Below are 26,473 nucleotides of genomic sequence, written 5' to 3'. Positions count from 1 at the left end.
TCCTTATTTTTGTGTGATTTTCAAAAATGCTGCCAAACTTGGATCTTCTTCATCTTTGCAAAGCTCGATCATCTCTAACATTTTTTCATAATCTCTTGGCATAACTTTAAAAAAGTCTTTTTTGTCAAATTTTTCGAGTATGTCCTTAGCCTTTTTAGAATTGGTATAAGCGATATGATTTTCTATCATCGTTTTTAATTCTTTTTCATCCTTAGTGCTAAGATCTTTAATATCCACAAGCTCGGTATTTACATGGGCTTCATTGTGTCTTCCAAAGATATAAACCACACCCCCACTCATACCTGCAGCAAAGTTTGCACCCACATCGCCAAGCACTACGACAAGCCCCCCTGTCATATACTCACAACCATGCACGCCTGTTCCTAAAACTACCGCTTTAGCTCCTGAATTTCTTACGCAAAATCTTTCTCCTGCTATACCATCTAAATACACTTCACCCTCGGTTGCTCCATACAAACAAGCATTTCCTGCGATGATATTTTCTTCAGGTGAAAAAGTGGCTTCATTTGAAATTTTAGCAATGATCTTACCTCCGCTTAAACCTTTACCTAGATAATCATTGCTATCGCCTATAATCTCAAGCTTAATACCCTTTAACAAAAATGCTCCAAAGCTATTGCCTGCATTTCCTATGGCTTTAATTTGTATGCTATCTTCGCTTAAAGCGTCTTTGCCATAAGTTTTTAGAATTTCACTTGAAAGCATAGTAGCAAAAGTACGGCTTTGATTTCCTACCTCTAAAGAAAGTTTGATAGGCTCTTTTTTCTCCACAGCATTTTTACAAAGTGGCAGTAAAATTCTATAATCAATCGTTTTTTCAAGTTTATTGTCTTTATAGTCTTTAAAATGCACAGCGGTTCTGTTATAAGTAGGTAAGGATTTTAAAATTTTATCTAAATTCACTTTACCTGCTTTACCTTGCATAGGTTTTTGACGGAGTTTATCAACTCTTCCTATCATATCATCAAGGCGTTCAAAACCAAGTCTTGCCATATATTCTCTAAGCTCCTCAGCTATAAAATACATGAAATTAATCACATCATCTACTTTGCCCTTGAAACGATCTCTAAGTTCTGTATCTTGAGTGGCTATACCAAAAGGACAGGTATTTAGATGACAAACTCTCATCATTGTACAACCTAAAACAATCAAAGGCGCGGTTGCAAAACCAAATTCTTCAGCTCCTAAAAGTGCTGCTATGGCTAAATCGCGTCCATTCATAAGCTTTCCATCAGTTTCTAATCTTACCCTATCTCTAAGCTTATTTAAAATCAAAGTTTGATGTGTTTCAGCCAAACCTAACTCCCAAGGAATTCCTGCATGCGGTATAGAAGTTCTAGGACTTGCACCCGTACCTCCATCATAACCTGAAACAAGGATTAAATTCGCTCCTGCTTTTGCCACACCTGCAGCAACTGTTCCTATACCATTTTCGCTTACAAGTTTTACTGAAATTTTGGCGTCTTTATTCGCATTTTTTAAATCATAAATGAGTTGAGCCAAATCTTCTATAGAATAAATATCATGATGAGGAGGCGGGGAAATAAGCGTCACACCCGCTGTAGAATGTCTAGCCTTAGCTATCCAAGGATAAACTTTAAAGCCCATTAATTGTCCGCCCTCGCCTGGTTTTGCACCTTGAGCGACTTTGATTTGTAATTCTTTTGCATGACTTAAGTAGTTTAAATCCACCCCAAAACGCCCACTTGCTACTTGTTTGATAGCGGAATTTTTATTGACTCCATCTTTGATTTCATAGCGTTCCTCATCTTCACCGCCCTCGCCTGAATTTGATTTAGCACCTATTTTATTCATAGCCTGTGCTAAACACTCGTGTGCTTCTTTAGAAATAGAACCATAACTCATCGCCCCTGTTCTAAAGCGTTTAACTATACTTTCTACACTTTCAACCTTATCTATACTGATAGCTTCACTAAAATCAAATTCCATCAAAGAACGCAAATTCACTTGTTTTTCATCTACTAAAGCCGAGTATTTTTTAAAGCTTTTATAGTCTTTATTGCGACAAGCTTGCTGAAGATTAAAAATCACAAGTGGATCGATTAAGTGTTCTTCTTTAGCACTTCTAAAACCATGAATTCCTTTAGAATCTAAAGCCTTATGCGTATCGTTAAAAGCATGTTTATGTAAAGCAATAAGCTCTTTTTCAAAATCTTCTAAATCCATACCTTCAATGCGTGAAATTGTAGAAGTAAAGTATTTATCAATCACCTTAGAGCTTAAGCCCAAACACTCAAAAAGAGCAGAACCATTATAACTTTGTAAAGTAGAAACTCCCATTTTAGAAGCAATTTTGACTATACCACTTGAACTTGCTTTGATAAAATTTTCTACCGCCTTTTCATAACTTAAATTTAAATCTTTATTGGCAATGAGTTTTTGTATACTCTCATAAACCAAATAAGGATTAATAACAGTCGCACCATAACCTAAAAGACATGCAAAATGATGAATTTCTCTAGGTTCACCACTTTCGATGATAAGACTTGTATGTGTTCTTAAATTTTTTCTTACTAGATGATTATGCACTCCAGAAACAGCAAGCAAAGCAGGGATATAAGCGTTTTTTTCATCCACTCCTTTATCGCTTAAAATGATAATAGAAACACCTTTTTTAACCTCATCTTCTATCTTAACGCAAAGTTCATCTAAAGCCTTTTCTAAAGTTTTTTTAGAATAATCATAAAGTATAGAAAATTCTTTAACTTGGAAATTGTTTAAGGCTTTAACCTCGAAAAGCTCTTCATTGCTAATAATAGGCAAAGAAATTTTAACACGCTTTGCATTATTTTCATCTGGTTTTAGCAAATTCCCTTCGCTTCCTAAATATATCCTTGTAGAAGTAACAATCTCTTCTCTTATAGCATCTAAAGGTGGATTAGTCACTTGAGCAAAAAGTTGTTTAAAATAATTATACAAAGGCTGATAAGTCTTAGAAAGAATAGCCAAAGGAGTATCCACACCCATAGCCGCTAAAGCTTCTTTGCCATTTTGTGCCATACTTGCTACACTCATTTTAAGCTCATCATAGCTCCATCCAAAAGCTTTTTGAAGTTTTAAAACCTCATCTTCTTTTAAAAATTTATGTTTATAAACCCCGCTGTGTTGTTTTTCAAGCTCTACTAAATTTTTAAGCCATTGTTTATAAGGCTTCGCATTAGCATAATGCTCTTTGATTTCATTATCAGCTATTACTCTACCTCTTGCAGTATCTACAAGTAAAAGTTTTCCAGGTTCTAGGCGTTTTTTAGCTTTGATATTGTTTTCATCAAGTTTTAAAGCTCCTGTTTCGCTTGAAAGTATGAGCATATCATCTTTTGTAAGATAATATCTTGAAGGACGAAAACCATTTCTATCTAAACTCGCCCCCATGATAACCCCATCAGTAAAAACTATAGCAGCAGGTCCATCCCAAGGCTCCATCAATAAAGAATGATACTCATAAAAAGCACGCTTTTTACTTCCCATGTTCTCATTTTTATGCCATGGTTCTGGCACCATCATCATAAAAGCTTCTTCTAAAGTGCGTCCATTTAAAGCTAAAAATTCTAAAGTATTATCAAACATAGCAGAATCACTACTTGGTTTTGCTATGATAGGAAAAATTTCATCTAAATTTTCAAAATATTCGCTCTCCATCAAACCTTCTCTAGCTCTTATGCTATCGACATTTCCTCGTATAGTGTTAATCTCTCCATTATGCACCATATAGCGGTTTGGATGAGCTCTTTCCCAGCTTGGGAAGGTATTAGTCGAAAAACGAGAATGCACCAAAGCAATGGCGGATTTCATATTGACATCTTTAAAATCAAGATAAAAATCACTCAATTGAGTAGAAAGAAGCATTCCTTTATAAACTATAGTGCGTGAAGAAAAGCTTGAAAAATAAAATTTAGGCACATTAATAGCTCTTTTTTCTATAAGACGACGACAAGCATAAAGTACTCTTTCAAATTCAAGTCCTGCATTAACCGTGCTTGGTTTTTTTACAAAAGCTTGTAAAAAATAAGGCATAGCTTTTAAAGCGCTTGCTCCTATATCGCTAGGATTAAAAGGCACTTCTCTAAAACCTAAAAATTCTAAATTTTTATCTTTTAAACCTTGTAAAAATATCGCTTTTGCTTCTTCTTTAGCATCTGCATTAGGCGATAAAAACATTTGAGCTACAGCATAATCACCTTTTTGAGGAAGCTCAAAACCAAGCTCTTGAGTCATGAAAAAATCATGAGGAATTTGAATCAAAATTCCCGCTCCATCACCTGAATTTTCTTCAGCTCCCGCACCGCCTCGGTGTTCAAGATTCATCAAAATTTCTAAAGCGTCACAAATAACCTTATAAGAAGCAATACCGCGTATATTGGCAACTGCGGCAATACCACAGGCATCGTGTTCATTTTTAGGGTGATATAAACCTACGCTTTGATTGTTTTCTAAGATATTTTCCAAATCCATTTTATTCTCCTTATAAGATTGATTTTAAATTTGATAGCTTGTTAAGGATTATAACATATATTTTTTTAATATCGAGATATTTTTTATCTTAAAAATAAATAAATTAAAAAATATTTCAATGGATTTATAAAAATTATAAAAACATCGCTATGATACTTCCTAAAATCAGCAAAGGCCCATTATAAAAAATAAAAGTAGGAATACAAGTATCTTTTATATGATCGTGTTGCTTATCTACACTTAATCCCACACTCGTTCCCATCGTCGTTTCACTTGCTGGACTTCCTGCATCTCCTAAGGCCCCTGCTACTCCTAAGATAAATATAATAAGTGCTGCACTAAAACCAAGTTCTAAACAAATAGGACAAAAAAGTGTAGCTATGATAGGAATAGTCCCAAAAGAAGTACCTATACCCATGGTAATAATAAGACCTATTAAAAGCATTAAAAATACCGCTAAAAATTTATTTTCTTGCATCCAAGGCACTACGGAATTTACAAGCTCATTTACAGCACCGCTTTGTTTTAAAACTTCTCCATAACCCGCTGCTACAAGCATAACAAAAGCGATAAAGCCCATTAATTTAAGTCCATCATCAAAAATATCATTGACACTTTTATATTCAACTCCGCCCAAAATCACCATAGAAATAAAGCCCAAAAGCCCTGATAAAGGTAAATTCATCGTAAAAATTTGTAAAACCAAAGTCAAAATAAGCCCTACTAAAACGCCCCATTCTTTGCGTCCCATTTTGATATTATCAAAATCCATTTTTTGAATTTCTATTTCTTGATATTCTCTTGGTTTTCTATAAAATACAAAAAGCGCTAAAAAAAGTCCTAACACCATACAAATAGCAGCATAATACATCGCATTTGTTACATCTGCTAAGTTGACATTAACCCCATTTTTTTCCAAATTTTCTCTTAAAAGATCTTGGAAGTTAAGTCCAAAACCTATAGGCAAAACCATATAAGGTGTCGTAAGTCCAAAGGTTAAAGCACAAGCAACAGCCCTACGATCGATTTTTAATTTATTAAAAAGACTTAGAAGTGGTGGGATTAGCAAAGGAATAAACGCCACATGAATAGGAATTAAATTCTGCGAAAAACAAGAAATCAAAGCTATGGACAAAAGTAAAAGATATTTTTTATGAGAGATAAAACGACTGACTACCTTAATCAAATAAGCTGTTAAATTTGTCCTTGAAATCGCAGCAGCAATAGCACCTAAAAGTATATAACTTAAAGCGGTTTTTAAATTTCCCTTCATTCCGTCGATTAAAATACTCATAGTTTCCATAATCTCAATATGAGAAAAAATTCCAGCAACTAAAGCAGAAATCAAAAGACTCAAAAGTACATTAAAACGAAATAAACAAAGTAAAGTCATCAAAACTACACTGATGATGATAGGATTTGTAAGCAGGGTCAAAATTTTTCCTTGTGAATTTATAAAAGCTTAATTCTAAAGAAAAATTTTTTAAAATGAGATAAAAATTATCAATGAATTAATATGTAAATTTTAGTAACATTGATAAATATATGTTACTTTTTTTCATATTTAAGATAAAAATTCTATTATTACACAAATTTTTAAAATAAAAAGCCTTAATTCATTGAATTTTTTGTTATATTGAATTATAAACATTGAAAGGAGTACCCATGAATTTAAATGCGGAGCAAAAAAATGCTGTTTTGAGATTTAAAAAGTTTGTTTCTTTTAGAAACAAAATATCTCTTAACCTATCTTTGATAGTGCTTATTTGTTACTATATCTTTGTTTTAGGTATAGGACTTATGCCTGAAATTTTAGGGTATAAACTGGGTCCTAGTTCCATCACGCTTGGTATTATGGTAGGCATTGGCCTGATTTTATTGTGTATTATTTCCACAGGAATTTACACTTTTATCGCAAATTATTTTCTTGATAAAGAGCAAGAAAAAGTGATTAAAAGCTTGGAAAATGAAGGGTTGCTTGATGCGTTAAAAGATGGAAAAATCAATTATAAGGAGCTAGTATGAAAGTCTTTATATTTTTAAGTTTAATCTTTAATTTAGCCTTAAGCGCCGGTTTTGATCTAGGAGAAGTTCATCAAAAACCTATAAATATAACTGCTGTTAGTATGTTTTTAGTCTTTGTTTTAGCTACTTTGTTTATCACCTATTATTCTAACAAAAAATCCAAATCCAAAAGTGGATTTTATACCGCCGGAGGAAATATCACAGGAATGCAAAATGGTGTAGCTATAGCGGGGGATTATATGAGTGCGGCAAGCTTTCTTGGAATTACCGCTTTAGTTTTTACTAATGGCTTTGATGGGCTTATTTATTCTATAGGATTTTTAGTGGGTTGGCCTATTATTTTATTTTTAATTGCAGAAAAATTTAGAAATCTTGGCAAATTTACCTTTGCAGATATTACCGCTTATCGTTTAGAAGCTAAGCCTATACGCGTTATATCAGCTATTTCTGCTTTAAGCGTTATTATCTTTTATCTTATTGCTCAAATGGTAGGAGCAGGACAACTCATACAATTGCTTTTTGGTTTACCTTACACTTTTGCGGTTGTTTTGGTCGGAATTTTAATGATTTGTTATGTAACCTTTGGAGGAATGCACGCAACCACTTGGGTGCAAATCATCAAAGCCATTTTACTTCTAGCAGGGGCTACTTTTATGGCTGTTATGATTTTATACCTTACGAAATTTGATTTAAAATATTATTTTGATTTAGCCATTTCTCATCATCCAAAAGGTGAAAACATAATGAAACCAGGGACTTTTTTGCCTGATACCGTATCAGCTCTTTCTTTAGGCTTGGCTCTTATGTTTGGAACTGCGGGTTTACCTCATATACTTATCCGATTTTTTACCGTAAAAGATGCTAAAGAAGCTAGAAAGTCAGTATTTTATGCAACAGGATTTATAGGGTATTTTTACATACTTACTTTCATCATAGGCTTTGGTGCTATAGCGCTCTTACTTGGTAATCCTCAATTTACTAACGCTGATGGAAGTTTTAATGGGGCTAGTAATATGATAGCAGTTACCTTAGCTGATGTTTTGGGTGGAGATGTCTTTTTAGGATTTATTTCAGCAGTAGCTTTTGCTACTATTTTAGCAGTCGTTGCAGGACTTGCGATTTCAGGTGCAGGAGCTATAAGTCATGATTTATATGTCAATGTTATCAAAAAGGGTGATGTCAAACATGAAGATGAAATGAGAGTTACAAAAATCGCAACTATAGCTATAGGAATTTTTGCTATTTTGCTAGGCATTGTCTTTGAAAAACAAAATGTTGCTTTTACCGTAGGACTTGCTTTTGCTATTGCTGCGAGTGTAAATTTTCCTATACTTTTACTCTGTATTTATTGGAAAAATCTTACCACTAAAGGCGCTTTTTGGGGTGGATTTATAGGACTTATAGTCGTTCTTGCTCTTGTGATTTTAAGCCCTAGTATATGGGTAAAAAGTTTTGGTTTTAGTGAAGCTATTTTTCCTTATGATCATCCTGCTTTATTTTCAATGCCTTTAAGTTTTATACTCATTTATATCATTTCAAAATTGGATAATTCTAAAAGAGCTAAAAAAGATAAAGAAGGTTTTGAAGCACAAGATTTTAGAGCTCAAAGCGGTGTGGGAGTAAGTGAAGCTGTGGCGCATTAAACAAAAAAAGCTTCTTTGCATTTAGCACAGAAGCTTTTTTAAATTTAAACCAGTAAATATTCTCATTAGAAAAGTATTTTAGGACTTTACTTAACATAAAGTCCTTTAGAGTTTATCTTTATTTGTAGTTTCTACCCAAATACTCACCTAAATACTGCAATTCTTTATCGCTGATTTCAGTTTTACGGAAAAACGGCATTGAATGTTTACCATAACGCACAAAAATCGTTACCAAATCAGGGCTTAAATCCGTTCTATCTTCTAAAAGCGCAGGAATTCCTTGGATCTTTATAAAGAGCTGAAAGTGCGTTTGTCCCAGGCATTCCCTCGCCATGACATGCTATACACCACTTACTATAAACTTGCTGTCCCTTTCTTTGATTTGCATTTAATTTTTTACTATCAACGCTTGAAAATGCTGCAGGGGATCTTGGATTGTTTGGAATATACTCATAAACACTTATAGATTCACCCTTTGGCAACCATTCTTTATCCTTAGCATTTAAATAGCGATTTTTTTCATTTTTCTTTACCTTCTTTCATTCTTAATGCGTCGCGTTTGTTATTAACAAAACGCTCATCTCTTAAATTTTTAGGCCAAATGCCTCCACGACCAGGTGCTAAAATTCCATTTGGATCAATACAATCTTTAAGCTGCTCGTTAAAGCGGCGTAAAATATGATTGTTATAAGAATACGCACCCATTACATCATCTTGGAAAGTTGGAGCTGCGCGATAATCTCCCCATCCATGTTCTGCAGCAGTTTGAACCATTTGACGATACATTTTACGCACTTTTAATTGTGTGCTTTATCGGTTCTTGAGTTATTAAAGGCTAACATAAAGCAAAATGCACGATACATCCAACTTCTAGGATGCGAAAAAGGTGTTATAGGAGATTCTTCCCCAAATTCTCTAAATAAATTCATATACACTTCTTGGCATTTTAAAAGTTCTTTACCATCGCGTGGAATAATAGGTGAAAACCATACATGCCCATCACTTGGTTCTAAAACCTCACCTCTTGTGCTAAGCCAAAAAATTTCCATATTTGGAATTCCAAGAGTAACCTTATGTTTAAGCTGCTTTTTTTGCTCCAAATTCAAAGGTAAACTAAATTCTTGAACGATAGAAATATCTACACCTTCAATGATTTTAAATCTTTGCTTGATATATTCTAAATTTGCATAGCACACTTCTTTACAGCCATAAACTGAAACATCGATATTCCAATAAGGGATTTTATTTTTCAAAGCATAATTTTGAATTTTATCCATATCAGGTAAGCCATTTTTACTTGTAAGATAGCCTTTTAACTCCGCATTCATCGGTTTTCCATAAGGTGGATTTAATGGACTAAAATACTGCGGCCAACCCACAATAAAACTATCCTCAAGATAATTTAAAATTTCAACCGCTGGGATCAAATCCTCGCGTTTTTTCATTTTTATAGATAAAAGCATATAATGCTCTGGTTTTGGCATCATCCAAAAGCCCATTTTTGTAACGATACCGAAATTAGATTGTGAAAAAAGTCCATCTACATAAGGACCATAGCCGTATTTATTTTCTGCGAAAGTCTTAGCTTTTGGTAAAGCACCCATACCCGTGCGTAAAATTTCTCCATTAGCCAAAACAACTTCCATCCCACAATGCGAGCCAAAGTGATCACGATACATCCCATAGCTATATCCCCAACCATGATCTAAAGCATTTCCAAGTGGAGAACCCCAACCTGGATCAGGAATATCTAAAAAAACATTGAGATTGTTTTTCTACATACTTATAAAGATCAAAATAACTCACCCCAGGTTCAACGATACAGAAATTTCTTTTATCATCTACTTCGATGATTTTATTCATTCTTTTTAAATCTACAACAACCTGCCCTCTTTGCTGTGGTGCAGAAGAACCATAGCCTAAATTCTTACCTGTGGAAATAGGAAAAAGAGGAATTTTAAATTCATTTGCTATTTTAACTATAGCTTGAACTTCTTCCACATTTTTAGGTGCAAGCGCTAAAGAAGGGATAGGTTCGTCATCATCATCCCATTGCGGGCTATACGCATCTCTATAAAGATCTAAATCCTCTTAGGTTTTAAATACCCACTCTTTACCCAAAGCTTTTTCAAATTTTGCTACTGCAGCTGTAAAATCACTTTGCGAAACATTTTTTGGTAAAATTATAATTTAACTCCTTTTGGTGCCAAAATCCAAGTATAAAAATCACCTTGTTTTTTTCATACGCAACACGCATACCATAATCCGCCGCCATAGTGCGGATCACAAAAAAAGTTGTCCCACTACTCACACTTCCAATGAGTGCTTTATTTTCAAAAGCTTCTTTAAGTTGTGAGTAAATATTGCTGATATCTTTTTCAATAAGTAAAATTTCATCCACGTTAATAAAATTTCCTTGATGAGGAATTTCACTATCTTTGATAAAATATTTCACTTGTTTAGCTTGAGAAAATTCCAAAAAAGAAGCATTCAAACCAGAAAGACAAACAGCACTTAAAGCCGTAGCTTTTAAAAAATTTCTACGCGAAACTTCTAACATGAATTAATCGTTTTAAGTATTTAGTATTACAAATTATAAATCTATAAATTTAAAAAATAATTTGAGTAAAGATAAAATATGAATTATTGTAACAAAGTGTGAAATTTTTAAACAAAAAGATAGAATTTAGTGTCAAATTTACAATCTGACACTAAAAAATTTTTACACATCCAAATGTTTTACATCTTTAGCATGTGTTTGGATATAATCGCGTCTTGGTTCAACCTCATCGCCCATGAAGAGATTAAAAGTATCATTAGCACTTTGTGCATCTTCGATAGTGATTTTTAAAAGTCTTCTTACGCTTGGATCCATAGTTGTTTCCCAAAGTTGTTCAGGGTTCATTTCACCCAAACCTTTATAGCGTTGGATATAAGCACCTTTTTTGGCATTTTTTTCTACTTCATCTAAGATATCTAAAATATCTTTTTCAAAGCTCAAATCACGATCTTTTATTTTATTAAAGATATAATTTGCCTCTTCATAAAGAGGGTGTGAAAATAAATCATCATTGATGATAAGTTCTTCCAAACCATTTTCAGTTTGCACATAAATGCGAATTTCATTTTCATTGATATAATGATTTAAAATATTATGCCCTTCTTTTTCCAAAAAAGCTTTAACGATTTTAAAAAGTTCTTCATTATTTTCTTTGATAAAGTCAGGGTTTTCGATCAAATATCTAATCACAGAAATCACATTGAAACGCTTTTTAAGCTCATTTAATACCGAGCGATAAGCGGCAACGATTTTTAGAAAATCTTTTAAATCATTTAAGCCAATTCCTTCATAATTAGAACTTTCAATACCTGTTTCGATGAGATAATCATTCAAAGCTTTTTCATCTTTGAGATAAATTTCTTTCTTTTGACCTTTTTTATAGCGGTAAAGCGGTGGTTGGGCAAGATAAATGTGTCCATTAGCCACAAGTTCATTCATAAAACGGAAGAAGAAAGTTAAAAGCAAGGTTTGTATATGTGATCCATCAACATCCGCATCTGTCATGATGATGATTTTATGATATCTTAGTTTTGAAAGATCAAAATCCTCACCTATACCACAGCCAAAAGCGGTAATCATATTTTGAATTTGCTCAGATTTTAAAATTTTATCTAATCTTGCTTTTTCAACATTTAAAATTTTACCACGCAAAGGCAGTATAGCTTGGAAAGATCTTTCTCTACCTTGTTTTGCAGAACCTCCTGCAGAATCCCCTTCCACAAGATAAATTTCACTTTCACTCGGATCTTTACTTTGACAATCAGCTAATTTCCCTGGTAAAGTTCCTACACTCAAGCTTTCTTTTTTACGCGTTAATTCTCTTGCTTTTTTTGCTGCTTCTCTTCCTCTAGCTGCCATTAAAGCTTTATTCATAATAGCTTTTGCTTCGATAGGATTTTCTTCAAAATATTTACTAAGATATTCAAAACTTGCTTTTGAAACTATAGGACGCACATAAGAAGAGCCAAGTTTTCCTTTAGTTTGTCCTTCAAATTGAGGTTCAGGCACTTTTACACTTACTACAGCGATAAGTCCTTCACGCACATCATCGCCTGTGATTTTAGAGTCTTTTTCCCTAGCACTAGCATTTGCTTCTATGTAGTTGCTAATCACTCTTGTTAAACCCATTCTAAATCCAGCTTCATGCGTTCCACCATCAGGGGTTTTGATATTGTTTACAAAAGAAAGCAAGTTTTCGCTATAAGTATCATTATAAAGCAAAGCTACTTCTACATTTACATCTTCTTCATCTACGCTAAAAAATATAGGTTTGGTTAAAGCTTCTTTTTTATTTAAATCGCTAACAAATTGTGAAATTCCGCCCTCAAAATGAAAACTTTCACTTTTGCCTACACGATTATCTTTAAAATTTATAGTGATTTTTGGATTTAAATATGCAAGTTCACGAAATCTTTTAGCCAAAATATCATAATCAAATTCTGTTACTTCAAAAATTGTATCATCAGGCCAAAATTCTATGGTGGTTCCTGTTTTTTTGCTCTTTCCTATAACACCAAATTCACTGATGACTTTACCTTCTGAAAATTCTTGGCGATAAATTTCTCCATTTCTTTCAACCGTAGCTATAAGTTTTTTAGAAAGTGCATTTACGACTGAAACGCCCACACCATGCAAACCCCCTGAAACTTTATAAGTATCTTTATCGAATTTTCCCCCTGCATGAAGAACAGTTAAAACAACAGTTAGGGTTGGCATATTTTCAGTTGGGTGCATATCTACAGGAATTCCACGACCATTATCGCTAACGATGCAGCTTCCTTCGGTAGTGATTTCTATATCTATAGTATCACAATGTCCTGCCATTGCTTCATCGATAGAATTATCCACTACTTCATAAATCATATGATGAAGTCCGCCTATATTGGTATCTCCTATATACATACCTGGGCGTTTTCTAACAGCTTCTAAGCCTTTTAAAACTTTAATATTACTCGCACCATAATTTTCTTGCATATTTTTCCTTTTAACTCAAGATTTTAAGTTTTTATAAAATCATAGGCATGATAACCATAGATAAGCCTTGAGAATTTACTACAAAGGCTAAGTTAGGTTCATTTACACTTAAAGTGAATTGTTCTTCTTCGATTGAAGTTAAGAAATCAAGTAGGTATTTTATCTTGATATTAAGATTAAATTCTTCACTTACTCCTGTTTCGATTTCAAGTTCGGTTTTTGCTTCCATATTGTCTAAGCTTATACCTTCAAAGATGATTTTATCTTTGTTGAAATGAAGTTTCATTTTTTCAGTTACAACACTGATTTTTTTAAGACTATCTATAAAATCTTCAGTTGAAAATTTAAGTTCTTGTTTGAAAGTTTTTGGGATAACTTTTTCATAATCAGGGAATTTATCATTGATAAGTTTTGTAAAGAATTCAAAATTGTCATTTTTAGCGATCAGCATATTTTCATCATAATAAATTTCGATTTTCTCATAAAAAAGTTTTTGCATTTCCATGATAGCTTTTTTAGGAATGCTGATGTGAAATTCTTGATTGTTTGTTTTTTCAAGAGTATAAACTGCAAGGCGTCTTGTATCGGTTCCAACGAAATTTATTCTATCTGTTTTTATATCTAAAAATGCACCATTTAGAGAATATTTAGGGTTGTTAGTATCAATGCTTGGTAGAATTTTTTTAAGAGATCTACTTAAATCACTTGAATCAATGTCAAATTGGTTTTTACCTTCTGTTTTAGGGAAATTTGGAAAATCTTCATGATTAAACATAGGAAGTTTGTATTTTGTACTTTTTTGTCTTATAAATAAAAAATTATCTATGGTTTCTAATACCACTTCTTCATTGTTTAAACTTTTTATCACATCGGCTATGCTTTTTGCATTTGCAGTAGCAAATCCACCGCTTTCTACGCGAATTTTTCTTATTTTATAGTTTATCCCTATTTCAAAATCACTCGCTCTAATGATAAGTTTATCCTCATCAGCTTCAAAAAGTAAATGTGAAGTGATGGTGCTAGAATCTTTTTTTTCTACATAGGCATTACATAAAAGTACCGCTGATTCAAGGGTATTTTTATTGATACTTAGTTTCATTTTTTCTCCTTGGCTTTATTATATATAATTTAAATTCATTGTAATAATAAGACTATTGAAATTGTGAAATTCTTTAGCAAAAAATTATTAAATTTGTATTTTACCATATTTTGCTTAATTATATTTTTTCACATTTTGCTTTTTTTCTTTTCACATTTCTTCACTTAACTTTGACTTTTTGTAAGAATTTTGTTTTTTAATTCTTCGATTTTTGTTTTTATTTGCTCATCATCTTCCATGAGTTCTTTTATTTTTTTCACACTATGTGAAATAGCTGTGTGATCTTTCATCACAAAAAAGTTAGCAAGTTGTGAAAAAGTAAGGCTTGTAAGTTCCCTTGCTAGGTAGATTGCTATGCGTCTTGCAGTAACGACATTTTGAGTTTTTTTGCTAGATTTCACATCGCTTGGTTTGATGTTAAATTCTTTACAGATCAAAGATAAAATGTCTTCTATGCTTATATTTTCTTTCTTTTCTTTGATATGATCTTTCATCACGCTTTTTGCTAGCTCAAGGGTGATTTCTTGTCCAAGTATGTTAGCATAAGCATTTAAGCTTATGATGATACCTTCTATTTCTCTTATATTATCCCCTAAAGAAGTGGCGATATAATTAATGATATCATTAGAAAGATTGATATCATTAAATTCGCATTTTTTGCGTATGATGGCTATTTTTGTATCCAGTTGAGGTGGAGTGATATCTGCTATGATACCATGAGCAAAACGACTTTTTAAGCGTTCGGTGATACCTTTTAGCATATTGGGTGGGTTATCACTTGTCATGATAATTTGCCCATCATTATTTTTAATCTCATTAAATATAAAGAAAAACTCTTCTTGAATTTTGTCTGTTTTTCCTAAAAATTGCACATCATCTATGAGTAAAACATCACAATTTCTATATTTTTCGTGAAATTTATCTAAAGAGCCATTTTTTAAATTTGAAGTAAAATCATTGATAAAATTTTCACTCGTAGCATAAATCACTTTTTTTCCCATTTCCAAACTTGCATTTCCCACAGCTTGAAGCAAGTGCGTTTTTCCAAGCCCTGTAGGCCCATAGATAAAGATAGGATTATAAAGTTTTCCCAGTTTGTCTTTTTGTGAGATAGCTTTACAAGCTCCATAAGCGTATTTGTTAGAATCCCCCACTACAAAGCTTTCAAAAGTAAAAGAAGGATTTAAAATCGTACTTTGCGCCTTGATATGAGCGATATCGATTTTAGTGCTTTTGCTACTATGTTTTTGGCTTTGTGCTTGTATCAAAACGCTCGCTTTATTTCCGCTTTGTACTTCATAAAAATGTGAAATTTTTTTACCGTATTTTGTTTGTATGAATTTGGCTAAAAGCTCATTAGGAGCGTTAAAGACTAGAAAATCTGCTTTGCTTTGTTTTTCGTTAAATTTTAAGATAGCGATATAATTTTCGTATTCGTTTTCACTTAATTCTTTTTTTAAATTTTCAAGTATTTGATTTGGATTCATAATCTCTCTTTAGTCTTTGTAAGCTTATAAATTTTATCTTAAATTTTATAAAAAAAGGTTAAAATCAAGCTTTTGCATTTCATTATTGATTAAGGTGGAAGATTGAAAATTTTAGGTATAGATCCAGGTTCAAGAAATTGCGGTTATGCTATCATAGAAGCCAACAAAGGAAAAAACATTCTCATAGAAGCAGGACTTATAAAGATAAAGCCAAGTACCTTACAGTATCAAATCACAGAGCTTTGCGAGGGTTTGGACTTGATTTTTAAAAATCATTCTTTTGATGAGGTGGCTATAGAAGATATCTTTTTTGCTTACAATCCAAAAACCGTTTTAAAACTCGCACAATTTCGCGGAGCCCTATCTTTAAAAATTCTTCAAATTCATGGAGATTTTGCAGAATACACTCCCTTACAAGTAAAAAAAGCCGTTACAGGAAAAGCCAAAGCAACTAAAGAACAAGTTGCTTTTATGGTAAAAAGGCTTTTAGGACTTAGTAAAGATATCAAGCCTTTGGATATCACAGATGCTATTGCAGTAGCTTTAACCCATGCAGCAAATTTAAGAGTTAGGGTGTGATTTTGGTAATTTTTATTACACAAAAGCCCAAAGCTTCATAAACTCCCAAAATACCTTTAAATTTTTTCTATAAATTTTTAAAAAATTCATAAAAAATTTTAAAAGTTGGAACAGAACTTGCTTGTAAACTTCACATAAACGCAAAAGTTTTTTAAAGCCAAAGCGTTAAATTTTTTAAAGCAATATTTTATAAAGGATTTAAGATGATGAGATCACTTTGGTCTGGCGTAAGCGGACTACAAGCACATCAAGTTGCGATGGATGTTGAAGGTAATAACATTTCAAATGTTAATACCACTGGTTTTAAATACTCTCGTGCAGATTTTGGGACTATGTTTAGTCAAACTGTGAAAATCGCTACAGCTCCAACTGATGGAAGAGGCGGATCTAATCCACTTCAAATCGGTCTTGGCGTTTCAGTAAGTTCTACAACTAGAATTCATTCTCAAGGTTCAGTTCAAACCACAGATAAAAACACTGACGTTGCTATAAATGGTGATGGTTTTTTTATGGTTAGTGATGATGGGGGGCTTACTCGCTATCTTACAAGGAGCGGGGATTTTAAACTTGATGCTTATGGAAATTTTGTTAATAATGCAGGTTTTGTTGTCCAAGGGTGGAATATCAATTGGGATGATCAAACTATAGACAGTTCAAGAAGTCCGCAAAATATTTTTATCGATCCAGGTATGCATATCCCTGCAGCAAAATCTACTGAAGTTGCTATTAAAGCAAATTTAAATAGTGGTTTAAATATAGGAACTTCAAGTAGAAATCTTTATGCACTTGATTCTGTTCATGGATGGAATAATAAAACTCAAAGACCTGAAGATGAAAATGATACAGGAACTACTCAGTTTTATACGACTTCTAAGAATTCTGTAGAAGTGACGGAAAAGGGTGTGGATGCGGGATCACTTTTTAACGCTAATGGACAGGGTTTAAATTTAAGAGAAGGTCAAGGAATTTGGGTGTCTTATGCAGATGCTAAATTTACCACAGCTACAGATGGTGCAAATGGAGTTTTTAATGAAAATTCTCAAACAAATCAGCAAAATGTTATTTTTTGGGGAAATAAAGATAGTGCGGTAAATTTAGATATTACTTTAAATGGTGTTAATATACAAAATGCAAATATTAGAAGCTTAGATGAAGCTATAGATTATATCAATACCTTTACCGCACCAACGGATACAAGGGATGGAACAGGAGTTAAAGCTGTAAAAAAAGCAGATGGTTCAGGTATAGAATTTGTCAATGATAATGCCGATGGTACTACAGATAATATGAAAAATATTGATTTAGTTGTAAAACAAACAAATACTGCTGGAGAAAGATTTAGAGTAACATGGAATCAGCAAAATCAAAATTTTACAGCTGTAACTGTTAAAGCAAATGGTAATTCTGCATGGATAACTGGAGGTGCTCCTGGTTTAACTGAAGAAAGGGTTCAAATCATTACAGCGCATAAATATGTGTATAGTTCCACACCAGTTAATATTCCTCCTATGTATAATCCTGATGGTGGTCCAGCATTTCAACCTAATGCTAATCCAAATACAAGACCAACTGATCCTGCTTCTGCTAATTATTGGGATGCTATACAAGGGAGTTTAAAAAATACTACTGAAAGAACTTTTAGAACCACAGAAGATTTAAGAGAGCTTTTGCAAAGAGATGCTAGATATGGAGTAGACTATGATGGAAATGGAAGTTCAGGATATGATGCTAATGATATCAATCAAGCTGTAAAAGTAGTGGTAACTGAAAATGGTAATTTTGCTATTTCTAACGCAAATGAAACTTCTACTATACCAGCTAATGCTGGTGCTGGTGCTGGTGCTGGTGTTGCTACAACAAATCCAAAAAATATGAGTTTTAATATAACTGCTTATAGTAACAAACAAGGAACTGTAAGTACCAATGATGCCTTTACTAAAATTTTTAAAGCTTTTGATGGAGTTTTAACAGTCGGAGGTCAGATCAAAGAAAGCGAACAACTTAAGCTTTCTGCTTTTTCGGCGGGGCTTGAAATTTATGATTCTTTAGGTTCAAAACACACTTTAGAAGTGCAGTTTGTTAAGCAAAGTACCACTCAAGATGGGGGTAATGAATGGCAAATGATCATCCGTGTACCTGAACCTGCAGAGATTAACACTACAGGCGAAGGACCAAACAATATCATCGTAGGAACAGCTAGATTTAACAATGACGGCTCTTTAGCTAGTTATACACCAAGAACGATAAATTTCTCACCAAACAATGGTGCCGCACCAAATCAACAAATCAAACTTTCCTTTGGAACAAGTGGAAGCAATGACGGCCTTGTAAGCTCAAATTCTGCTTCAACTCTAACAGGACAGGCAACTGATGGTTATACTTCAGGTAACTTAAAACCTGATGCTATCCGTGTGGATGATAAAGGTAATATCTTAGGTGAATTTACTAATGGCAAAACCTTTGCTGTAGCAAAAATCGCAATGGCTTCAGTGGCAAATAACTCAGGTCTTGAGGAAATTGGTGGAAATCTTTTTAAAGTCACTGCAAATAGTGGTAATATCGTAGTAGGTGAAGCAGGAACAGGAGGTCGTGGTGAGATGAAAACCTCAGCTCTTGAAATGTCAAATGTGGATTTAAGTCGTTCTTTAACAGAGCTTATTATCATTCAAAGAGGTTATCAAGCAAACTCAAAAACCATTTCAACGAGTGATCAAATGCTCCAAACTCTAATCCAGCTTAAACAATAATTTAAGCTTAGTATTCTATAAAATATTGTTTTTTGCTCCCTTTAAGGGAGCAAGCCTTGCTTTACAAGCCTATCTTGGTAGTCTTGTAATACTAGGCTTAGGCTTGAACTGCCTTCAATTTATTGCTAACTCACTCTTGCTAGGGGGTGAGTTGCAATAAAATTTTCAGCAATGTGATATAAATTTTTTAAAATTTAATTTTATTTTTATTTTTTAAAGATAAAATAGCCAATAATTTTTTAGAAAGGAGAAAAAATGTCTTATATTAGTTTTAACTTAATGCTTTCTTCTTTCTGTATGCGTGCTTGGCACGCTTAATCTACTCGTATATACTCATATTCTATAAATTTACATTTCCAAACAATCTAGTTTAAAGCTGATAAAAGGCTTTTTAGTATTTTTTTAATTAACAAAAAAGGATAAAAAATGAATTTTAATAAAGAAACTTTAGCATTACATGGAGCTTATAATTTTGACACTCAAAGAAGTATTAGTGTGCCTATATATCAAAATACTGCGTATAATTTTGAAAATTTAGATCAGGCTGCAGCGAGATTTAATCTTCAAGAACTTGGCAATATTTACTCAAGGATAGGCAATCCTACAAGCGATGTTTTAGGACAAAGACTTGCTAATGTTGAGGGTGGGGCTTTTGGAATTCCTGTTTCTAGCGGTATGGCAGCTTGTTTTTATGCCCTTGTGAATTTAGCAAGTTCAGGAGATAATGTCGCGTATTCAAATAAAATTTATGGTGGAACTCAAACTTTAATTTCTCACACACTTAAAAATTTTGGCATAGAAGCTAGGGAATTTGATATCGATGATTTAGATAGCTTAGAAAAAGTTATAGATCAAAACACAAAAGCGATTTTTTTCGAAAGTCTTTCAAATCCTCAAATTGCCATAGCTGATATAGAAAAAATAACCCAAATAGCAAAAAAACATAAAATCGCTACCATTTGTGATAATACCGTTGCCACTCCTTTCTTACTCCAACCTTTTAAACATGGAGTGGATATAATCGTGCATAGTTTAAGTAAATATGTAAGCGGTCAAGGCAGTGCTTTAGGCGGAGTGCTTATAGAAAGAAAAGATTTAAACGACTTGCTTAAAAATAACGATAGATATAAAACTTTTAATACTCCTGATCCAAGTTATCATGGACTGAATTTAAATACACTTGATTTGCCAATTTTTAGCATTAGAATCATCATCACTTGGCTTAGAGATTTAGGAGCTAGTTTAGCGCCTCAAAATGCTTGGTTGCTTTTACAAGGACTTGAAACTTTAGCAGTGCGTATAGAAAAACACAGCCAAAATGCTGAAAAAGTTGCGAATTTTTTAAATTCTCATCCTGATATCAAGGGTGTAAATTATCCTACTTTAGCAAGTAATGCTTATCATAATTTATTTAAAAAATATTTTGATAAAAATTTCGCTAGTGGACTTTTAAGCTTTGAAGCTAGGGATTATGAGCATGCTAGAAGAATTTGTGATAAAACTCAACTTTTCTTACTTGCTGCAAATTTAGGTGATAGTAAATCTTTAATTATCCATCCTGCTTCTACTACTCATTCTCAACTAAGTGAAGAAGAACTTCAAAAAGCAGGCATTAAGAAAACCACTGTGCGTTTAAGCATAGGGCTTGAAAATAGCGATGATTTGATAGCGGATTTAAAACAAGCTATAGAAAGTTAAAGAGCGTGTTTATGTTAAGTGGAATTATAGTTGGTTTGTTATTAGGTTTTGTTTTGCAAAGGGGACGATTTTGCGTTGTGGGAGCTTATAGAGATGTATTTTTAAGTAAAAAATTTACAATTTTTATAGCGCTTTTTATCGTCGTTGCATTGCAAAGTATTGGTGTTTGGGCTCTTCATTCTTTAGGATATATTTCGATAAAGCCTCAAGAGTTTTATTGGCTTTCAACGATTATTGGTGGGATTATTTTTGGCTTTGGTATGGTCATAGCAGGAGGATGTGCTACAGGAACTTGGTATAGAGCAGGGGAGGGCTTGATCGGTTCTATCGCAGCTTTATTGTTTTATGCTTTTAGTGCAAGTGCTGTAAAATACGGAGTTCTTTTGCCTTTGCAGGATAATTTAAATACTTTTAAAATTTCTGATGGAACTTTTTATCAAAGCTTGGGAATTTCTCCTTGGATTTTGGTGCTTGCCTTGAGTTTGGTTGTTGGCTTTTTTGTGATTAGAGAATTACGCAAGCCACGCCTTAAAGTCGCAAGATTAAAGCCTAGAAAGCAAGGAATTTCACACATATTGTTTGAAAAATCATGGCATCCTTTTGTTACGGCTGTTTTGGTTGCATTGATCGCAATTTTAGCTTGGCCTCTTTCAAGCTTAAGTGGAAGAAATTATGGTTTAGGGATTACAACTCCTTCGGCAAATCTTGTACAATACCTTAGTACAGGTGATGTTCAGTTTGTTGATTGGGGAGTTTTTTTGGTTCTTGGAATCGCACTTGGATCTTTTTTAGGTGCTAAATTATCAGGGGAATTTAGATTTCGTCTTCCTGATAAAAAAACTCTAGCTTATGCAAGCATAGGAGGAATTTTAATGGGGGTTGGAGCTTCTCTTGCTGGAGGCTGTACCATAGGTAATGGATTGGTAGAAACATCGCTTTTTTCGTATAAAGGTTGGGTTGCTACGGTATTTTTCTTAATAGGTGCTTACATAGCTACTTTTTATACAATTATATTGCCTACGCGTAAGGCAACACAAAAGATATAAGGATAAGATATGGTAACTTTAGATACTAGAGGAAAGGTTTGTCCCTTTCCACTCGTTGAAGCAAAGAATTTGGTTCAAACTTTAAAAAGCGGTGAAGAATTAGAAATTCTTTTTGATTGTACACAGGCTACAGAAACAATCCCACAATGGGCTGCTGAAGAAGGACATGAGATCGTTGATTTTGAACTTTTAGGCGATGCAGAATGGAGAATAAAGCTTATTAAAAAATAAAGGAGAAAAAATGCCACTTATTATTCCAGAAAATATACCCGCTTATGAGCTTTTAAAAGAACATGCTTTTATCATGGGATCAAGGAGGGCAAAACATCAAGATATCCGTCCGCAAGAGATTTTAATCATCAATCTTATGCCAAAAAAAATTGAAACAGAAAATCAAATTTTAAGCTTACTTGCAAATTCTCCTTTGCAAGTAAATATCACACTTTTAGCTACTACTAGCTATGTAGGTAAAAACACTCCTTTTACTCATTTAGAAAAATTTTATAAAGGTCTTGATGAGGTTAAAAAACGCAAATTTGATGGTGCTATTGTTACGGGAGCTCCTGTGGAACAAATGGATTTTGAAAAAGTTGCTTACTGGAAAGAATTGTTAGAAATTTTTGATTTTTTACAGCAAAATGTAACAAGTTCTATGTATATTTGTTGGGGTGCTATGGCTGCTTTAAAACATTTTCATGGCGTAGATAAAATCGCTTTAGATAAGAAAATTTTTGGAATTTATAAGCATGATAAAATTTCACCTGATTTACTTTTAACGAATTTAGATGAAAAGGTTTTAATGCCTCATTCAAGACATTCTAGTATGGATGAAGAGCAAATTTTAGCACTACAAAAACAAGAGAAATTGAAAGTTTTGCTTAGAAATAAAAAAATTGGCTCGGCTTTATTAAGAGATGAAAAGAATATTTTTATTTTAGGCCATTTAGAGTATTTTAAAGATACTTTACACCAAGAATATGTAAGAGATAATTTCATACAAAAAGCTAAAAATTATTATGATAAAAAGGGCAATATAAAATACAATTGGCGTTCAAATGCGAACACCATCTTTGCAAATTGGCTCAATTATGATGTGTATCAAAGCACACCTTTTGTGCTTTGATGATTTAAACTCTTGTAGTAGGTGTATCGTGATATACGCTTACTGCACCTTTGATATCGCTTAAAATTGCGCAAGCTGCTTCATTGGCACTTCCCATCGCGCAAGCTACCATAGTCGTAACACCTGAAGCAAGTCCTGCTGCGTAAATTCCTTCTTTGATAATCTGTCTCCCGTGATGTTTGAAACAAAATTTGTTTGGTTTTGGCATAAGCTCATGCGGTATTACAAAATCTTCAAGTTCTTTGATATCGCTTTTGTTTGCCCCTGTTGCTACGATGATATAATCTGCTTTTATACCCAAGCCTTGCTCATCATTAACAGTAAAATCTCCTTTTTCTCCGCTTATGCTTACTACTTTTGAATCGATGTATTTTACTTCGAGCATAGAAGCAATTTGTGCTTTTATATGAGTGTAAATTTCATCTGCTTTTGCACCTTTTGGGAAAAAAGGAACATTGTAAATTGCTGCTGCTTTTAAATCTGCTTTACCCTCATCAAAAACAGTGATATCAAAGTCAAGTTCTTCATTTTTAGCTGAAGCGAAAAATAAAGCCGCGCTAAGTCCTGCGATGCTACCGCCTATAATTGCAATTGATTTTCTCATTTTTTTCCTTTTTAAAAATTTGTCTTATTCTAGTATAAAAAGCTTTATTTAATCTAATATCGATCTTTTTTATACAATTTGTTAAAAATGTTTATTTTTCAATTGCTCTAAAAGTAATTTTTTATATAATTTTCTAAAAATTTTTCAATAAGGAAAGCTCATGCGTTATGGTGAAAAAGAAATTAAAGAATTTGATGTAGAAAATATGGAAATTTGGCCTAATGATGCGAAGAATGATTATATTATAAAAATCACCTTACCTGAATTTATGTGTTGTTGTCCGCGTTCGGGTTATCCTGATTTTGCGACGATTTATCTTGAGTATATACCTGATCAATTTGTGGTTGAACTTAAAGCGATAAAACTTTATATCAATACTTTTATGCATAGAAATGTTTCACATGAAGCAAGCATCAATGAAATTTATAATACCTTAAAAGATAAGCTCAAGCCAAAATGGATTAAGGTGGTAGGGGATTTTAATCCACGCGGAAATGTGCACACAGTGATAGAATGTCGCAGTGATATGGTAGTGCCAAAATGAAATAAAGCTTTTGCATTCATGTAAAGCTTTATAAAAAATAGCTTTAAAGTGCAAAAGCTTCAAAATTTTTTCAATATTCTAAATTTATAGAGCTATTTTCTAAATATTTTTTATCTTACCTTTCACGCTCGCTTCACACAAAAAACATAAACTTACACTTGTTAAAACATTTTAAGGAGTTAGATAATGAAAACAAAAATTATCCCTGCTATTCTAGCATGCTCTGCAATTCTTGCAAGTGCGAACATGGTCCCTGCTTCGACTCAAACTCCTGCAGTCGCACCTGCCCCACTTCATCCATATCCTGCATACCCACAACAAGCTATGCCACCACAAGATTATTTTAATGGCTTACCAAAAAATATCAACAGCCAAATTCAAAATCTACATCCAGGTGCTTTTATTGTTGATGTGGATTGGGAAGAGTATGGTTATGAGGTTAAGCTCAATAATTTTATGGAGCTTTATTTTGATCGCAATGGCAATTTTTTGGGACAAAAATTTGATGATTAATCACTTTTGATTGAAACTTTTTTACAAAGAGTAAATTTACTCTTTGTGTTTTTTATTCTTTTTTAGATAAATTTATATTATAATTGCACATTTTTTTAAATATAAGTTATATATTTTGATATTAGTTGTCTATCGTTGAGGCAAAAAGTCTAATATTTTTAGATGTTAAGTGATTTATGTTGAGCTTGCTTTCCTTGAAAAACAAATCTTTAAAAATATGGAAAATATGATTTAAAAAGTCAAATTTATAAGCGTTTTAAGGCCGATTCTTCTCGAATTTGCAAACAATCTCAAACCATAGAATACTTACATATCTTAGAAAAAAATTAAAAAAGTAACAAAAATAATACTATATTAATTATCAATATAATATAATATAATGCGTTTTACAAAACCAATTTAAAGGAAAAATTATGAATAAAAAGTTTTTAAGTGTAATTGTGGGTATTGCGCTATTTTCAAGTTCAGCTTTAGCTGCGGAAGAATCAGGTTTTTTTATAGGTGCGGATGCAGCTTATGTTCAAACTAAAGTTAAAGGGGATTTAAAACATAATAAAACCGGTGCTGTTTTTAATGGTGATTTATCTAGTAGCATTCCTATTTTAGGTTTAAGAATGGGTTATCGTTTTAATGATTTACATAGATTGTATGCTGCTTATAATTATTCTGATGAATTTAGTGATATTATAAGAACTCCTAATCTTAGAATAGAGGGTGATTTTAACACACATAAATTCTTGCTAGGCTATGATTTTACTCCAGAAATTTTTAAAAGAGTAAGAGCTGTTGCGGGTGGATATTTAGGCTATGCAAAAACAAGTATTGATTTAAAAACATCTTTATTATCTTTATCTCAAGATTTTGATGGTTTTGTTTACGGAGCAAAAATAGGTGCTATATTTGAATTAGGCGCTTCTAATGAAATCGAAGTAGGTTTTAAAGCAGAACAAATCGAATACAATACTAGAAATTATTACCAAGAAACTATAGGGTCGAATTTTTATGATCCAAGACAAACAAATTATGGTTTATATTTAGGTTATACTTACAAATTCTAATGAAGTATTTTATCGGTAGGATTTCAACCCCCACCGATAAAATATTTTTCCACATCGTCTAATAATTTTTCACAAATTTGAGAATCAGTATTTTTATCTACTACAAGATTGATATAAGTTCTAGTATCTCTAAAACTTCCTGCCGATTTTGTATTTTCGCGTGTTAATTTTTGGTTTTCTTTGGTGTATTCTATGGTGATGTTAAATTTAAGAGCCGCGCTTGCTTCTCCTAGATTGGTTTTTATTAAAACATTCATTTTTGAAGCTTTAGCAAGTGTAGCTTGGGTTTTGTTTATGATCTCTTTAAAGCGTTGGCAAGATCGTATAAGTGTAGCGATAAATTTGTTATCAAGTCCTTCATAAGCTACTTTGAGTTTATTTTTGATATCTTTTGTACTTTCTTTTTCAGGAGCAACAAAAACCATGTAAAAACCTGTTTTGATTGGGACATTATCAGTTTTGACATCGCGCCCACTTGCCATAACTTTAACATAAATTGCATTATCAAGATAGACACGATCTACCATAGGTCCGTAAATTTCATACTCTTTTCTACGAACTATTACTTCACGAGCCAATACATTTAATTTTACATTAGCTTCATGGATAACAGGCTCCATTTCTTTTTTGATTTCTAAAAGCTCTTTTAACATCAACATCCTTTTTGTTACTTAAAATTACAATTATAACAATAAATTTCTTAATTTGTAAATTTTTATTTTGTGTATTAACTAAAAATATGCTAAATTCGAAACTATATAATTTTATGAAGGAGGCG

General features: G+C 32.8%; 22 protein-coding genes and 1 pseudogene. 11 read left to right on the top strand and 12 right to left on the bottom strand.

Annotated features, from left to right (window positions below):
• Window positions 1-3: 3 nt before the first annotated feature.
• Together gltB and FOC43_RS07375 are read right to left on the bottom strand one after the other, a co-directional pair.
• Window positions 4-4,494 carry a glutamate synthase large subunit gene (gene gltB, locus FOC43_RS07380; protein WP_004284568.1) on the bottom strand — a complete coding sequence of 1,497 codons (4,491 nt, stop codon included), beginning with the start codon at window positions 4,492-4,494 and terminating at the stop codon, window positions 4-6.
• 133 nt (window positions 4,495-4,627) lie between these two features.
• The gene (locus FOC43_RS07375; protein WP_002790485.1) at window positions 4,628-5,929 is read right to left on the bottom strand and encodes a Na+/H+ antiporter family protein; all 1,302 of its coding nucleotides are present in this window, start codon (window positions 5,927-5,929) and stop codon (window positions 4,628-4,630) included.
• Between the two features lie 230 nt (window positions 5,930-6,159).
• Between FOC43_RS07375 and FOC43_RS07370 the strand changes: the two genes are divergently transcribed.
• Window positions 6,160-6,519, top strand: a complete 360-nt coding sequence (locus FOC43_RS07370) for a DUF485 domain-containing protein (protein WP_004284569.1) — start codon at window positions 6,160-6,162, stop codon at window positions 6,517-6,519.
• A complete protein-coding gene (locus FOC43_RS07365) occupies window positions 6,516-8,162 on the top strand; it encodes a cation acetate symporter (protein WP_004284570.1) in 1,647 nt (548 codons plus the stop codon). Before FOC43_RS07370 ends, FOC43_RS07365 begins: the two co-directional genes overlap by 4 nt.
• Window positions 8,163-8,280: 118 nt before the next feature.
• Here the strand turns inward: FOC43_RS07365 and FOC43_RS09085 are convergent.
• The 8 genes and pseudogenes from FOC43_RS09085 to dnaA all read right to left on the bottom strand — a co-directional run bounded on the left by FOC43_RS09085 (window position 8,281) and on the right by dnaA (window position 15,783).
• Window positions 8,281-8,644 (bottom strand): annotated as a pseudogene (locus FOC43_RS09085) (c-type cytochrome).
• 37 nt (window positions 8,645-8,681) lie between these two features.
• Window positions 8,682-8,948, bottom strand: a complete 267-nt coding sequence (locus FOC43_RS09020) for a hypothetical protein (RefSeq protein WP_002779383.1) — start codon at window positions 8,946-8,948, stop codon at window positions 8,682-8,684.
• Window positions 8,949-8,959: 11 nt separating this feature from the next.
• Window positions 8,960-9,841, bottom strand: a complete 882-nt coding sequence (locus FOC43_RS09015; protein ID WP_023890680.1) for a p-cresol methylhydroxylase subunit — start codon at window positions 9,839-9,841, stop codon at window positions 8,960-8,962.
• Between the two features lie 61 nt (window positions 9,842-9,902).
• A complete protein-coding gene (locus FOC43_RS09010; protein WP_004284574.1) occupies window positions 9,903-10,163 on the bottom strand; it encodes an FAD-binding oxidoreductase in 261 nt (86 codons plus the stop codon).
• A 154-nt stretch (window positions 10,164-10,317) separates the two neighbouring features.
• Window positions 10,318-10,722 carry a twin-arginine translocation signal domain-containing protein gene (locus FOC43_RS07350; RefSeq protein ID WP_002837868.1) on the bottom strand — a complete coding sequence of 135 codons (405 nt, stop codon included), beginning with the start codon at window positions 10,720-10,722 and terminating at the stop codon, window positions 10,318-10,320.
• A 162-nt stretch (window positions 10,723-10,884) separates the two neighbouring features.
• The gene (gene gyrB, locus FOC43_RS07345; RefSeq protein WP_002791617.1) at window positions 10,885-13,197 is read right to left on the bottom strand and encodes a DNA topoisomerase (ATP-hydrolyzing) subunit B; all 2,313 of its coding nucleotides are present in this window, start codon (window positions 13,195-13,197) and stop codon (window positions 10,885-10,887) included.
• Between the two features lie 31 nt (window positions 13,198-13,228).
• Entirely contained in the window at window positions 13,229-14,296 is a 1,068-nt protein-coding gene (gene dnaN, locus FOC43_RS07340) for a DNA polymerase III subunit beta (RefSeq protein ID WP_002779379.1), read from the bottom strand.
• Between the two features lie 164 nt (window positions 14,297-14,460).
• The gene (gene dnaA, locus FOC43_RS07335) at window positions 14,461-15,783 is read right to left on the bottom strand and encodes a chromosomal replication initiator protein DnaA (protein ID WP_002799923.1); all 1,323 of its coding nucleotides are present in this window, start codon (window positions 15,781-15,783) and stop codon (window positions 14,461-14,463) included.
• A gap of 102 nt (window positions 15,784-15,885) precedes the next feature.
• Here dnaA and ruvC point away from each other — a divergent pair, with 102 nt between their 5' ends.
• The 6 genes from ruvC (at window position 15,886) to FOC43_RS07310 (ending at window position 22,976) form a co-directional block, all read left to right on the top strand.
• Window positions 15,886-16,362: a crossover junction endodeoxyribonuclease RuvC gene (ruvC, locus tag FOC43_RS07330; RefSeq protein WP_002779377.1), complete on the top strand. Its 477-nt coding sequence runs from the start codon at window positions 15,886-15,888 to the stop codon at window positions 16,360-16,362.
• Window positions 16,363-16,565: 203 nt separating this feature from the next.
• The gene (gene flgE, locus FOC43_RS07325) at window positions 16,566-19,109 is read left to right on the top strand and encodes a flagellar hook protein FlgE (RefSeq protein WP_004284576.1); all 2,544 of its coding nucleotides are present in this window, start codon (window positions 16,566-16,568) and stop codon (window positions 19,107-19,109) included.
• 426 nt (window positions 19,110-19,535) lie between these two features.
• Window positions 19,536-20,807 carry a bifunctional O-acetylhomoserine aminocarboxypropyltransferase/cysteine synthase gene (locus FOC43_RS07320; RefSeq protein ID WP_002789803.1) on the top strand — a complete coding sequence of 424 codons (1,272 nt, stop codon included), beginning with the start codon at window positions 19,536-19,538 and terminating at the stop codon, window positions 20,805-20,807.
• 11 nt (window positions 20,808-20,818) lie between these two features.
• Complete coding sequence (locus FOC43_RS07315) at window positions 20,819-21,853, top strand: YeeE/YedE family protein (RefSeq protein WP_002779372.1); 1,035 nt, start codon at window positions 20,819-20,821, stop codon at window positions 21,851-21,853.
• A 9-nt stretch (window positions 21,854-21,862) separates the two neighbouring features.
• Window positions 21,863-22,084 (top strand): sulfurtransferase TusA family protein, encoded by a 222-nt coding sequence (locus tag FOC43_RS08895; RefSeq protein WP_002779371.1) that lies wholly within the window; start codon window positions 21,863-21,865, stop codon window positions 22,082-22,084.
• Window positions 22,085-22,094: 10 nt separating this feature from the next.
• Window positions 22,095-22,976, top strand: coding sequence for a homoserine O-acetyltransferase/O-succinyltransferase family protein (locus tag FOC43_RS07310; RefSeq protein WP_004284582.1), 882 nt, complete (start codon window positions 22,095-22,097; stop codon window positions 22,974-22,976).
• A 4-nt stretch (window positions 22,977-22,980) separates the two neighbouring features.
• Here the strand turns inward: FOC43_RS07310 and FOC43_RS07305 are convergent, their stop codons facing one another.
• Window positions 22,981-23,580, bottom strand: coding sequence for an NAD(P)/FAD-dependent oxidoreductase (locus FOC43_RS07305; protein WP_002795202.1), 600 nt, complete (start codon window positions 23,578-23,580; stop codon window positions 22,981-22,983).
• A gap of 160 nt (window positions 23,581-23,740) precedes the next feature.
• On the opposite strand from FOC43_RS07305, the gene queF reads away from it, so the two are divergent.
• The 3 genes from queF (at window position 23,741) to FOC43_RS07290 (ending at window position 25,695) form a co-directional block, all read left to right on the top strand.
• Window positions 23,741-24,124 (top strand): preQ(1) synthase, encoded by a 384-nt coding sequence (queF, locus tag FOC43_RS07300; protein WP_002779368.1) that lies wholly within the window; start codon window positions 23,741-23,743, stop codon window positions 24,122-24,124.
• A gap of 186 nt (window positions 24,125-24,310) precedes the next feature.
• Window positions 24,311-24,637, top strand: a complete 327-nt coding sequence (locus tag FOC43_RS07295; RefSeq protein ID WP_002779367.1) for a PepSY-like domain-containing protein — start codon at window positions 24,311-24,313, stop codon at window positions 24,635-24,637.
• A gap of 413 nt (window positions 24,638-25,050) precedes the next feature.
• Complete coding sequence (locus FOC43_RS07290; RefSeq protein WP_002779974.1) at window positions 25,051-25,695, top strand: outer membrane beta-barrel protein; 645 nt, start codon at window positions 25,051-25,053, stop codon at window positions 25,693-25,695.
• A 23-nt stretch (window positions 25,696-25,718) separates the two neighbouring features.
• On the opposite strand, the gene FOC43_RS07285 is transcribed toward FOC43_RS07290, so the two are convergent.
• Window positions 25,719-26,348 (bottom strand): hypothetical protein, encoded by a 630-nt coding sequence (locus FOC43_RS07285; protein WP_002779976.1) that lies wholly within the window; start codon window positions 26,346-26,348, stop codon window positions 25,719-25,721.
• Window positions 26,349-26,473 lie beyond the last annotated feature (125 nt).

The organism is Campylobacter coli (assembly GCF_009730395.1).
Classification (GTDB): Bacteria; Campylobacterota; Campylobacteria; order Campylobacterales; family Campylobacteraceae; genus Campylobacter_D; species Campylobacter_D coli.
This window is presented reverse-complemented; position numbering and strand designations above follow the sequence as displayed.

Bases quoted from the DNA above. Each gene is read 5' to 3' on its own strand.
- gltB (WP_004284568.1), bottom strand. From the start codon at position 4,494: ATGGATTTGGAAAATATCTTAGAAAACAATCAAAGCGTAGGTTTATAT.
- FOC43_RS07370 (WP_004284569.1), top strand. From the start codon at position 6,160: ATGAATTTAAATGCGGAGCAAAAAAATGCTGTTTTGAGATTTAAAAAG.
- FOC43_RS07365 (WP_004284570.1), top strand. From the start codon at position 6,516: ATGAAAGTCTTTATATTTTTAAGTTTAATCTTTAATTTAGCCTTAAGC.
- FOC43_RS09020 (WP_002779383.1), bottom strand. From the start codon at position 8,948: ATGTATCGTCAAATGGTTCAAACTGCTGCAGAACATGGATGGGGAGAT.
- FOC43_RS09015 (WP_023890680.1), bottom strand. From the start codon at position 9,841: ATGTATCGTGATCACTTTGGCTCGCATTGTGGGATGGAAGTTGTTTTG.
- FOC43_RS07350 (WP_002837868.1), bottom strand. From the start codon at position 10,722: ATGTTAGAAGTTTCGCGTAGAAATTTTTTAAAAGCTACGGCTTTAAGT.
- gyrB (WP_002791617.1), bottom strand. From the start codon at position 13,197: ATGCAAGAAAATTATGGTGCGAGTAATATTAAAGTTTTAAAAGGCTTA.
- dnaN (WP_002779379.1), bottom strand. From the start codon at position 14,296: ATGAAACTAAGTATCAATAAAAATACCCTTGAATCAGCGGTACTTTTA.
- dnaA (WP_002799923.1), bottom strand. From the start codon at position 15,783: ATGAATCCAAATCAAATACTTGAAAATTTAAAAAAAGAATTAAGTGAA.
- flgE (WP_004284576.1), top strand. From the start codon at position 16,566: ATGATGAGATCACTTTGGTCTGGCGTAAGCGGACTACAAGCACATCAA.
- FOC43_RS07320 (WP_002789803.1), top strand. From the start codon at position 19,536: ATGAATTTTAATAAAGAAACTTTAGCATTACATGGAGCTTATAATTTT.
- FOC43_RS07315 (WP_002779372.1), top strand. From the start codon at position 20,819: ATGTTAAGTGGAATTATAGTTGGTTTGTTATTAGGTTTTGTTTTGCAA.
- FOC43_RS08895 (WP_002779371.1), top strand. From the start codon at position 21,863: ATGGTAACTTTAGATACTAGAGGAAAGGTTTGTCCCTTTCCACTCGTT.
- FOC43_RS07310 (WP_004284582.1), top strand. From the start codon at position 22,095: ATGCCACTTATTATTCCAGAAAATATACCCGCTTATGAGCTTTTAAAA.
- FOC43_RS07305 (WP_002795202.1), bottom strand. From the start codon at position 23,580: ATGAGAAAATCAATTGCAATTATAGGCGGTAGCATCGCAGGACTTAGC.
- queF (WP_002779368.1), top strand. From the start codon at position 23,741: ATGCGTTATGGTGAAAAAGAAATTAAAGAATTTGATGTAGAAAATATG.
- FOC43_RS07295 (WP_002779367.1), top strand. From the start codon at position 24,311: ATGAAAACAAAAATTATCCCTGCTATTCTAGCATGCTCTGCAATTCTT.
- FOC43_RS07290 (WP_002779974.1), top strand. From the start codon at position 25,051: ATGAATAAAAAGTTTTTAAGTGTAATTGTGGGTATTGCGCTATTTTCA.
- FOC43_RS07285 (WP_002779976.1), bottom strand. From the start codon at position 26,348: ATGTTAAAAGAGCTTTTAGAAATCAAAAAAGAAATGGAGCCTGTTATC.